The sequence below is a fragment of the Pseudomonas sp. YNh genome (assembly GCF_037993085.1).
GTDB classification, from domain to species: Bacteria; Pseudomonadota; Gammaproteobacteria; order Pseudomonadales; family Pseudomonadaceae; genus Aquipseudomonas; species Aquipseudomonas putida.
In genome coordinates this window covers 89,514-100,229 of sequence record NZ_JBBMRJ010000022.1, presented here as the reverse complement: position 1 = coordinate 100,229, position 10,716 = coordinate 89,514, and the positions used below count along the sequence as shown (strand labels likewise).

At 55.2% G+C, this 10,716-nt stretch carries 8 protein-coding genes; 5 read left to right on the top strand and 3 right to left on the bottom strand.

Translation table 11 applies throughout. The features are described from left to right. The first annotated feature begins 394 nt into the window (after positions 1-394). Positions 395-922, top strand: coding sequence for a hypothetical protein (locus tag WF331_RS20940; RefSeq protein ID WP_340623254.1), 528 nt, complete (start codon positions 395-397; stop codon positions 920-922). A 101-nt stretch (positions 923-1,023) separates the two neighbouring features. On the opposite strand, the gene WF331_RS20935 is transcribed toward WF331_RS20940, so the two are convergent. From WF331_RS20935 to WF331_RS20925, 3 genes are all read right to left on the bottom strand, one after another. Next, a complete protein-coding gene (locus WF331_RS20935) occupies positions 1,024-1,347 on the bottom strand; it encodes a hypothetical protein (protein ID WP_010951457.1) in 324 nt (107 codons plus the stop codon). Positions 1,348-1,464: 117 nt separating this feature from the next. Further along, positions 1,465-2,139, bottom strand: a complete 675-nt coding sequence (locus WF331_RS20930) for a heavy metal response regulator transcription factor (protein WP_003253420.1) — start codon at positions 2,137-2,139, stop codon at positions 1,465-1,467. A 489-nt stretch (positions 2,140-2,628) separates the two neighbouring features. Further along, a complete protein-coding gene (locus WF331_RS20925; protein ID WP_003253422.1) occupies positions 2,629-3,972 on the bottom strand; it encodes an OprD family porin in 1,344 nt (447 codons plus the stop codon). Between the two features lie 404 nt (positions 3,973-4,376). Between WF331_RS20925 and WF331_RS20920 the strand changes: the two genes are divergently transcribed. The 4 genes from WF331_RS20920 to WF331_RS20905 all read left to right on the top strand — a co-directional run bounded on the left by WF331_RS20920 (position 4,377) and on the right by WF331_RS20905 (position 10,639). Further along, on the top strand, positions 4,377-5,648 hold the full coding sequence (locus WF331_RS20920; protein WP_135002145.1) for a TolC family protein: 1,272 nt from the start codon (positions 4,377-4,379) through the stop codon (positions 5,646-5,648). A gap of 68 nt (positions 5,649-5,716) precedes the next feature. Then, positions 5,717-6,967: an efflux RND transporter periplasmic adaptor subunit gene (locus tag WF331_RS20915; RefSeq protein WP_010951455.1), complete on the top strand. Its 1,251-nt coding sequence runs from the start codon at positions 5,717-5,719 to the stop codon at positions 6,965-6,967. A gap of 24 nt (positions 6,968-6,991) precedes the next feature. Further along, positions 6,992-10,153: a CusA/CzcA family heavy metal efflux RND transporter gene (locus WF331_RS20910; protein ID WP_010951454.1), complete on the top strand. Its 3,162-nt coding sequence runs from the start codon at positions 6,992-6,994 to the stop codon at positions 10,151-10,153. Between the two features lie 162 nt (positions 10,154-10,315). Then, positions 10,316-10,639 carry a DUF2790 domain-containing protein gene (locus WF331_RS20905; RefSeq protein WP_003253432.1) on the top strand — a complete coding sequence of 108 codons (324 nt, stop codon included), beginning with the start codon at positions 10,316-10,318 and terminating at the stop codon, positions 10,637-10,639. Positions 10,640-10,716 lie beyond the last annotated feature (77 nt).

Genomic DNA, 10,716 nt, shown 5'->3' with positions numbered 1-10,716 from the left:
GGCACCTCCTATTTGGGCCTCATTATGAGGCTTGGAGGTGTCTACGAAACCAGGGGCGATTCAGAGAGAAGTAAACGGAAGAGTCGAGTGCGAATCTTTCTTTGATGTATCCATACTCCGATCCAGAACACTCGTCCTCAGTGCAAACGCTAAGGTTCCGTCACTCGATGAGTTGCTGACAGCAGCCAGTCCTCCAGAGCTCTGACGGCGGCGGGGTGGCCGCATCGTTGCCACGCAGGTAGATGAGAATTTCTCAGCAAGCTACCCAGCCAGGGGAAGGACATGAGATCCCCTGCGCAATTCAGGACCGTTGAAGCGTCACCTCTCTTCGGGTAAAAGCATGACCGTCATACAACGCTACAACAGCGTCATACCCGAGAGCATAGGAAGAAAAATGTCGATCCAAGGACTAAAACGATACTTTGGAAACAAGATTCACGCAGTGATAATGATGGCCCCGCTTAAGCGGGAAATGATACGCCTCGGCATATGCACCCTTATGGCGATTATTCTGAATATCATCTTGTATACCGGCGTTGAAGTAGACGGCACCATCAAGCCGTGGGCAGAAACCCCGATAAAACTGTTTGCATCGTCGATGTTATTCGCCTTCATGATCAAGGCTTTTCTGCCAGTTCTCGGCTGGACGATACTGAAAGCAATGCTGTTGAGTGCGAACAATGCCTTCAGCGACATACTGAGTTTTTTGGGCAATCAGTTCACAGGCGTCATGTACTGTACCGGAATTATTATGGGTTCTATCACGATTAAATTGTATATGGTTTCCGGGGTTTTAGACTCTGAGTTTGCTTATCTGTCCGCAATCGTATTTGCTTCCGGGGTTTTATATTTCTATGTGCTGCAATGCGCCATTCAAAAAACAATGAGTCCGGCCCTGCGTACACCAGCAGTACCGCGTTAAACCACTAGGCTGTGACTATTCATCTCTGGTGCTCAGTAGGCGCTCGCTCTGCTGAACCCTCACCCATACACAACCATTAATGGACTGGCCCGCCTTCGACTTTATGAAGAAGGCGAGCGAGCACGTGACTGATTGCGCATGTATTCCGAGATGAGACTTTCGAAATTGATGTCCGCCTCCTCAACGAGAATATTGACGTGACAGTACAGCTCTTCAGGACCTCTGAGATAATTGAAAATCCTTGATCTAACGATGCCGCAAACCCCTTCTTTGACCGCCGTAGAGGGGAGGTTGATAACATCGCCAACGCACGGGATAAGAGCTAGGCCATGGTCGCTGTTGAAGACAATGTCAGCTGGACAGGCATCAATGCTGGCATCGGATTGTCCTTGCGAAACCTGCTGATAATCAATGCTATACCTCATGTACAGCCTACCTCATTTGTTGAGTGAGGAATCAGCGCCGCGGATCGTAAACAGAAACCTCAAGTTCGCAAGCGACGGGAGCATGTAGCGGATTTTCGGTACTAGAGAGCTTGGCAACTATCGTTTTTCAAGCACATACCCTACGCCCCGAAGCGTATGTATCAGTTTGGTCTCGAAAGGGTCATCTATCTTGGCTCTGAGTCTTCGAATCGACACCTCTACAACGTTTGTGTCGCAGTCAAAATTCATATCCCAAACCTGCGAAATAATTTGGGTGCGGCTCAGCACCACACCGGTATTACGCATCAGGTAATGCAGTAACGCGAATTCTTTCGTGGTCAGGTCAATGCGCTGACCGTCCCTGAATGCCCTGTGCCGGCTCTGATCAAGCTCCAGGTCAGCGACGCGAATGACCTCTACGGATGCAGGGTGATCTGACCTGCGCATCAAGGCGCGAACCCGGGCCAGCAGCTCAGGGAACTCAAATGGCTTGATCAGGTAGTCATCTGCTCCGTTCTCCAGCCCCCGGACCTTATCCGCCAGCCGGCTTCTCGCCGTCAGCATCATGATACGGGAAGGGCAGTTTTTACGACGCAACAACTCAAGGACCTGCCAACCGTCCATCTCTGGCAGATTTATATCCAGGATAATCAGCTCATATTCGTGCTGCTTAGCCAAGAATAATCCATCTGACCCGGTGTGGACGCAATCTACGACATAGCCACATTCCGTCAGACCTTGACGCACATACTCCGCAGTTTTTACTTCATCCTCAATTACCAGAATTCGCATGGGATTTTGTCTCGATATCACTGAGCAATTAACCGCGCACGCGCGCCGGCATTATTGAAAGGGATGGTAAATCAAAATGAGCGTGCCGGGGCTCAAATGACGGATTTGTAATTTCTAGGTAATACAGTTGATAGTCTGGCGGTATATCTTGTCGCGGTTTGGGTTTGACAGTTGCGGGCCCTCTCTCCAGCAGGTGATTTGACCTTATGAAGTATTGGGTTATTTTCTTCTTTGTGCTGGCTTCGTTCCGCTCAGATGACGGCGAGGTCGCTCACATTGAAGAGACTGGTCATTGGTGTAGTCATGAACTTCACCGGCATGCGATGCGTACAATCGAACGCCTACTTGAATTTTAGGCAAAAAAAAGGCGCCCAATGGGCGCCAAATATCCACCTTTTACCAAAGGAGCACTTAAGCCACTCAAGGTGAATGCGTAATGCTCGTTTTACTAACAGGACCCGCCAATGGATAACTGGCCCAGTTAGCGAATTACAGAATCGAAAGCGGGTACTCGATGATTACACGAGTTTCATCCAGATCCGATTCGAAAGCAGTGGCACGCGTGGTTGCCTGGCGCAACCGGAAGGACAGATCTTTTGCCGGACCGGTTTGGACAACGTATTTGACTTCGACGTCACGCTCCCAACGCTTCTGATTGTCGAGCGGGTTGCCGTTGTCGTCGGTGCGCATGTAGAACTGGTTAGCGTTCGAGTAATCCGCACCCGAGCCTCTGGCGTAGCGCGTCATGAACGTCAGGCCTGGAATGCCGTAGCTGGTGAAGTTCAGGTCATAGCGCAGCATCCAGGAACGCTCTTTCGGCGAGTTGAAGTCGCTGTACTGGATGGAGTTGTCGACGAAAATCGAGTCCGACTGACGCAGGTAGTCGAAATCGTCGTCGCCGTTGTTGCGCTGATGCGACAGGGCCAGGGTGTGGGCACCGTAACGCACACCGACCTTGGCACTCCAGATGTTGTTGTCGAATTCACCCAGGCGCTTCTTACCTTCATCTACGGCTTTGTAGTAGTTGAAGCCACCGATCAGCGCCAGATCGTCGCTCAGCGGGTAAACCACGCTTGTGCCGGCGTAGTACTGATTCCAGACGTCTTTCAGCTGGCTGGCGTAGACGCTCACAGTCCAGTTGTCGTTGATCGAGTAGTCACCGCCACCGTAACCGATCCATGGCGAGTTGACCGGGCCGCCGTAGAACGTCACGAAGTTGTCGTTCAGGTTGCTTGAGACCGGCTGGCTCATCGCATGCAGACGACCACCCTGGAGGGTAAGGCCCTGGATGCTGGTGTTCTCAACGGTCACACCGCGGAAACTCTCTGGCAGCAGGCGAGAGTCACCCGATGCGACGACCGGGGTCGATGGGAAGACATCACCCACTTTCACGATGGTATCGAACAAGCGGACTTTGGCTGCGCCGCCGACCTTGGTGTATTCGTCGCGAGCTTCACCCTTGTTATCAACGGGCAGCACGTCGAAGGAGCTACGGCCGCCGTTGCGCCCATCACCGGTGTCGAGCTTGAGGCCGATCATGGCAAAGGCATCAACGCCAAAGCCAACGGTACCTTGGGTAAACCCGGAGTTGAATTTGCTGATGATCGCGTGCGCCCAGGCTTCGGAGTAGCCGTTCGTATTGCCCTTGCCACTGTTGTAAGTGGGGGCGGTGCTGTCGCGGTTATCACGGTTGAAGTAGAAGTTACGGTTCAACACTGTAAGGCTGCTGCCTTCAATGAAGCCTTCTGGCTTGTCTTCAGCTTGTGCCGAAATAGCATAGCTTCCAGACAGCGCAGAAACTGCCGCCAAATACAGTGGTACTTTGATTTTCATCCGATGCTCCTTTGATTCACGGCAGTTTTTATTATGTTTACCGGCGCGGGTGTCGTTAGTTGTTCTGACCCGGCGGCGCGCCTAGCGTAGCGCGAGCTCATATTTGCAGGCCGAAGATAACGGGAGGGTGATAGGACAATTACAATTTCGTCATCTACCTGTTATTCGGCACCTTCGCACCGCGTGTTTGCCATCTCTGTTGCTTGTATCGAAATCATCGTGTCGGGTTGGGTTTCCCAGTATTTACGGGCATTACAAAGCTTTCTTACGAAATTGTAATTTTCTAGCCACCCCTCTGATAGCTACCGCTCATTAGAGTGCCATCACCTAATCAAGTGGGGCTTGGCAGCTGTTTCGGCGTTCTCGCCAAGCTTTATCGAAGTTTGTGCACGAGGACCATCAAAGTGCCCCGGTATAACCGCAATGTCTTACCCAAGACCCCCGTCTCGCCCTGGAAGATCGCTGCACTCTGTGCAGTCATCTCTGGGTTGATGGCGCCTGCAGCCCTTGCCCAAAGCATCAGCTTGCCCCAGGCGCTTTCGACGGCCATGGATGCCAACCCAGACCTGGCCGCGGCCAGGCAAGAAATTGGGATCGCTGATGGTGCTCGCAAGCAGGCCGGGCTTATCCCCAACCCCACAATCTCGTATGACGTGGAAGACACCCGTCGTAACACCAGCCAGACGACTGTCTCTCTCAGCCAGACCCTTGAGCTGGGCGGTAAGCGGGGGGCTCGTGTTGACGTCGCCACATACGGGCAGACCGCCGCACAGCTTGAGTTAGACCGTCGCGTTAACGGCCTGCGTGCAGATGTCGTCCAAGCCTTTTACGCCGCGTTGCGGGCCCAGACAGGTCTCGACCTGGCCAAGCAATCTCTCGAACTGACTGAGCGCGGTCTTCGCATCGTCGATGGCCGTGTTCGCGCAGGTAAGTCGTCCCCAGTGGAGGCGACCCGCGCTCAAGTGCAACTGGCCGAAGCCCAGCTGCAAGTTCGACGTGCAGAAACGGAAAAAGCGACCGCTTACCAACAGCTCGCTCAAATTACCGGGAGCTCAGTCACCGTGTTTGATCGACTCGAATCGCCAACCCTCTCCCCGGGCTTGCCACCTCGCACTGAAGATCTGCTGGCTAAGCTCGACCAAACAGCAGAAATGCGTCAGGCCGTGGTGCAGATAGACAAGAGCGATGCCTCGCTCGGCTCAGAGAAAGCTCAGCGTATCCCGAACCTTACTGTCAGTGTAGGTAGCCAGTACGACCGCTCTGTGCGCGAGCGGGTCAACACTGTGGGCCTGTCTATCCCTTTGCCGCTGTTCGATCGTAACCAGGGCAACATTCTTTCCGCTTCTCGTCGTGCAGATCAGGCCCGGGACCAGCGCAATGCTGTTGAGCTGCGCCTGCGCACCGAAACCCAAACCGCGTTGAACCAATGGTCCACCGCCATGCAGGAGGTCGAGTCCTACGACAAGACCATTCTGCCTTCAGCCCAACAAGCCGTAGAGACCGCAACCCGCGGCTTCGAGATGGGCAAATTCGGTTTCATCGAAGTGCTGGATGCCCAGCGCACCTTGATCGTCGCTCGTGGCCAATACCTCGAATCGTTGGCAGCGGCGACCAATGCGCGTGCGCAGGTGGAAAGGGTTTATGGCGAAGTCGGCTCAACCGCCGGCACTCGCTGAACGGGCCAAACATTTTCTTCGGCACACAGCCTTGAACAAGCCGGTGCCTACGATCAGCAGGAGTAGCAATGGATAACAAACGCAAGATCGCCCTCGCGGTAGCCGCTGTGGCAGCCCTCGGATTTGGCAGCCTTGCCTGGAACAACAGTTCCGGACAGCAGGCCGCCAGTACTGCCGAGCATGGCGCTAACGATGGCCATGGCGACGAAAAGAAAGCCGCATCTGCCGCCAAAGAGGAAGGTGATGAGGGCCATGGTGAAGAAGGCCACAGCGAAGAGGGCGGTGAAGAAGAGGGCAAGCTGACGCTCAGCGCTGAACAGATCAAGGCCGCTGGTGTTGCCCTGGAAGCTGCAGCGCCTCGTGACCTCGGTACCGTCGTGAGCTTCCCTGGCGAAATTCGCTTCGACGAAGATCGTACTGCCCACGTGGTTCCTCGTGTTCCTGGCGTTGTTGAGGCTGTCCAGGCCAACCTGGGCGAGACGGTCAAGAAAGGGCAAGTCCTCGCGGTAATCGCCAGCCAGCAGATCTCTGACCTGCGCAGCGAACAACAGGCCGCACAGCGTCGCGTCGAACTGGCGCGTGTGACCTTCGAACGTGAGAAGCAACTGTGGCAGGACAAGATCTCTGCAGAGCAAGACTACCTCCAAGCACGCCAAGCGCTGCAAGAAGCGGAGATCTCCTTGGCCAACGCCAAGCAGAAGGTCGGCGCAATCGGTGCCTCGGTTAACTCCGTTGGCGGTAATCGTTACGAGCTCCGCGCTCCCTTCGACGCCGTGGTAGTGGAGAAACACCTGACCGTCGGCGAAGTCGTCAGCGAGGCGACCAACGCCTTCATCCTTTCCGACCTGAATCAGGTCTGGGCGACCTTCGCAGTTCCGCCGACAGATCTGGGCAAGGTCACGACTGGCCGTGCAGTGAAAGTCTCTTCGCCTGACATGAACGTCGAGGTCGAAGGGAAGGTGGGTTATGTCGGCAGCCTGCTGGGCGAGCAAAACCGTGCAGCTACTGTCCGCGTCACCTTGACCAACCCCAACGGCGCCTGGCGTCCAGGCCTGTTCGTAAACATTGCGGTCACCTCCCAGACCGATCGAGTTGCCGTAGCGGTCCCTGAGCACGCTGTGCAGACCGTTGAAGACAAACCTTCGGTATTCGTACGCACCCCAGATGGCTTTGACACCCGCCCGGTAAAACTGGGTCGCCGCGACAATGGGTACGTGGAAATCATCGACGGTATTGAAGCCGGCGCCCAGGTAGCAACCAGTGGCAGCTTCACACTCAAGTCCGAGCTCGGCAAAGCTTCTGCCGAACACGGTCACTGATGCGAACTGACAGGATGATTTCTCATGTTTGAACGTATCATCAGATTCGCCATCGAGCAGCGCATCGTAGTAATGATCGCCGTTCTGATCATGGCGGGTATCGGTATCTACAGCTATCAAAAGCTGCCCATCGATGCGGTACCCGATATCACCAACGTCCAGGTGCAGATCAACACTGCAGCGCCTGGTTACTCGCCCTTGGAAACCGAACAACGGATCACGTTTCCAGTTGAAACGGCCATGGCCGGTCTCCCGGGCCTTCAGCAGACCCGTTCCCTGTCTCGCTCTGGCCTGTCTCAGGTCACCGTGATCTTCAAGGATGGCACTGACATCTTCTTTGCCCGCCAGTTGATCAACGAGCGGCTGCAGGTTGCGAAGGAACAGCTGCCAGAAGGTGTAGAGGCCGTCATGGGTCCGGTATCTACCGGCCTCGGCGAGATCTTCCTGTGGACTGTTGAAGCCGAAGATGGCGCGGTCAAAGAGGACGGTACGCCGTACACCCCGACCGACCTGCGCGTGATCCAGGACTGGATCATCAAGCCTCAGCTGCGTAACGTCCCGGGTGTGGCCGAGATCAATACCATCGGCGGTTATGCCAAGCAGTTCCTGGTTGCGCCGGATCCAAAGCGCCTGGCTACCTACAAGCTGACACTCAATGACCTGGTCGCAGCGTTGGAAAGTAACAACGCCAACGTCGGTGCCGGCTACATCGAGCGTAATGGTGAACAGTTGCTCATCCGTGCACCGGGTCAGGTAGGCAATATCGAAGACATCGCCAACATCGTGATCACCAGTGTGGATGGTGCACCGATTCGCATCAGCAGCGTTGCTGACGTCAGCATCGGTAAAGAGCTCCGTACAGGTGCTGCTACTGAGAACGGCCGCGAAGTCGTGCTCGGTACCGTGTTCATGCTGATTGGTGAAAACAGCCGCACCGTATCTCAAGCTGTCGCCGCCAAATTGGCGGACATCAACCGCACCCTGCCAAAGGGCGTGGTGGCTGTGACTGTTTACGACCGTACCAACCTGGTTGAAAAAGCCATCGCGACGGTGAAGAAGAACCTGGTGGAAGGCGCGATCCTGGTTATCGCCATTCTGTTCCTGTTCCTCGGCAACATCCGTGCGGCTCTGATCACCGCGATGGTGATTCCGCTGTCCATGCTGTTCACCTTCACAGGCATGTTCAACAACAAGGTCAGTGCCAACTTAATGAGTTTGGGGGCACTCGACTTCGGCATCATCGTCGACGGTGCCGTGGTTATTGTAGAAAACGCGATCCGTCGACTGGCTCATGCGCAACATAAGCATGGCCGCATGCTCACCAAAACCGAACGCTTCCACGAGGTCTTTGCCGCGGCGCGAGAAGCTCGCCGGCCGCTGATCTTCGGTCAGCTGATCATCATGGTGGTGTACCTGCCGATCTTCGCCCTCACCGGCGTCGAAGGCAAAATGTTCCACCCGATGGCCTTCACCGTTGTGATGGCGCTGCTGGGTGCAATGGTCCTGTCCGTTACCTTTGTTCCTGCAGCTATTGCCATGTTCGTCACTGGCAAGGTGAAGGAAGAGGAAGGCGTGGTCATGCGCACAGCTCGACTGCGCTATGAACCGGTTCTGCAATGGGTGCTGGGACATCGGAACATCGCTTTCTCGGCCGCAGTAGCCTTGGTCGTGCTCAGTGGTTTGCTGGCAAGTCGTATGGGTAGCGAGTTCATCCCAAGCCTCAGTGAGGGTGACTTTGCGATGCAGGCCATGCGTGTGCCTGGAACGAGCCTCACTCAATCTGTCGAGATGCAGCAGCGTCTGGAGAAAGCGGTGATTGCGCAGGTGCCTGAAGTTGAGCGGATGTTCGCACGCTCGGGTACCGCAGAAATTGCATCTGACCCGATGCCGCCGAACGCCTCTGACGCCTACATCATGCTCAAGCCTCAGGATCAGTGGCCTAACCCGAAGAAGCCTCGTGATGAGCTGATTGCTGAAGTGCAGAAGGCCGCAGCGGGTGTTCCAGGAAGCAACTACGAGTTGTCGCAGCCAATCCAACTGCGTTTCAACGAGCTGATTTCGGGCGTGCGTAGTGACGTCGCTGTGAAAGTCTTCGGCGATGACATGGACGTGCTCAACAACACCGCCAACAAGATCGCGGCAGCGCTCAAAGCGGTCCCGGGCTCATCGGAAGTGAAAGTTGAGCAGACATCCGGCCTGCCGGTGCTGACCATCAACATTGACCGCGAAAAAGCAGCACGCTACGGCCTGAACATCGCGGATGTTCAGAACTCGATCGCTATCGCCGTGGGTGGCCGTCAGGCCGGCACGCTGTATGAGGGCGACCGTCGGTTCGACATGGTAGTACGCCTACCAGAGACCGTTCGCACCGACGTAGCGGGTATGTCCAGCTTGCTGATCCCGGTACCTGCCAATGCGGCACAGGGTGCCAATCAGATCGGCTTCATCCCGCTGTCCCAGGTCGCCAATCTGGACCTGCAACTGGGCCCGAACCAAATCAGCCGCGAGAACGGCAAACGTCTGGTTATCGTCAGCGCCAACGTTCGAGGCCGCGATCTGGGGTCCTTCGTTGAGGAGGCGACCGCATCGCTGGACAAGAAGGTGCAAATCCCTGCGGGCTACTGGACGACTTGGGGGGGCCAGTTCGAGCAGCTGCAGTCGGCTGCCAAACGCCTGCAGATCGTTGTTCCAGTCGCCTTGCTGCTGGTCATGACCTTGTTGTTCCTGATGTTCAACAACCTGAAGGACGGCATGCTGGTCTTCACCGGTATTCCATTCGCACTCACCGGTGGTGTTGTGGCGTTGTGGCTGCGGGACATCCCACTGTCGATCTCGGCAGGTGTCGGCTTCATTGCACTGTCCGGCGTTGCAGTACTGAACGGCCTGGTGATGATTGCCTTCATCCGCGGGCTAAGGGAGGAGGGACGAACGCTCAGACAGGCAGTCGATGAAGGTGCATTGACCCGTCTGCGACCTGTTCTGATGACAGCCTTGGTAGCGTCCCTGGGCTTCATCCCGATGGCTTTGGCCACCGGCACCGGTGCCGAAGTTCAGCGGCCATTGGCGACGGTGGTGATTGGCGGGATCCTGTCCTCCACCGCACTGACCTTGCTGGTACTGCCTGCCCTGTATCACTGGGCACACCGCAAGGATGAAGACGGCGACGAGGCCGAAGTGGTTAGCTAACAGCCTCCGCTAAAGAGAAGCCCACAACACGTGTTGTGGGCTTTTTTGTTTAAAGTGAAGTAGATGCACTTACCTTTCAAAATTGTAAGTTTCTCGTCATGCCGGTGATGCCTATGCATTGCTAAGGTTACGCCCGAGAAGTTTTGAAATTGAGAGGGTTTTATGAAAAAGCTAATTATCGCTGCTGCACTTGTTGTTTTCTCGGTGGCTTCGCAGGCCAACACTTTCTCCGAGAGCAAGCAGCTTCAATACACCAAGGAACACCAGACCGCAGTGGCCAAGTACGCGGAGAAAAATGGCAAGCCAATGCCAGAGATTCAGGATTACAAATATGGCATGAAGATAGACGTTGCGAAATTCGTACGTCAGTCGCAGGACCCCCGTACCTGCCAGGTCTATCCACGGTTGATGACCTTCGAGGACTCCCAGGGCACGCTCAAGACTGTTCGTTACTCGATGTATTCGCAATGCATCAACAACAAGTAGTAAACGATTTGAACAGAACAATTAGAGAATTCATAAATGCCAGGCAGTGCCTGGCATTTTTTATTACGCCCGATACC

What these genes read in the sequence shown, in the direction of transcription:
- WF331_RS20905 (WP_003253432.1), top strand. Translation starts at nt 10,316, where the DNA reads ATGAAAAAGCTAATTATCGCTGCTGCACTTGTTGTTTTCTCGGTGGCT.
- WF331_RS20915 (WP_010951455.1), top strand. Translation starts at nt 5,717, where the DNA reads ATGGATAACAAACGCAAGATCGCCCTCGCGGTAGCCGCTGTGGCAGCC.
- WF331_RS20935 (WP_010951457.1), bottom strand. Translation starts at nt 1,347, where the DNA reads ATGAGGTATAGCATTGATTATCAGCAGGTTTCGCAAGGACAATCCGAT.
- WF331_RS20910 (WP_010951454.1), top strand. Translation starts at nt 6,992, where the DNA reads ATGTTTGAACGTATCATCAGATTCGCCATCGAGCAGCGCATCGTAGTA.
- WF331_RS20930 (WP_003253420.1), bottom strand. Translation starts at nt 2,139, where the DNA reads ATGCGAATTCTGGTAATTGAGGATGAAGTAAAAACTGCGGAGTATGTG.
- WF331_RS20925 (WP_003253422.1), bottom strand. Translation starts at nt 3,972, where the DNA reads ATGAAAATCAAAGTACCACTGTATTTGGCGGCAGTTTCTGCGCTGTCT.
- WF331_RS20940 (WP_340623254.1), top strand. Translation starts at nt 395, where the DNA reads ATGTCGATCCAAGGACTAAAACGATACTTTGGAAACAAGATTCACGCA.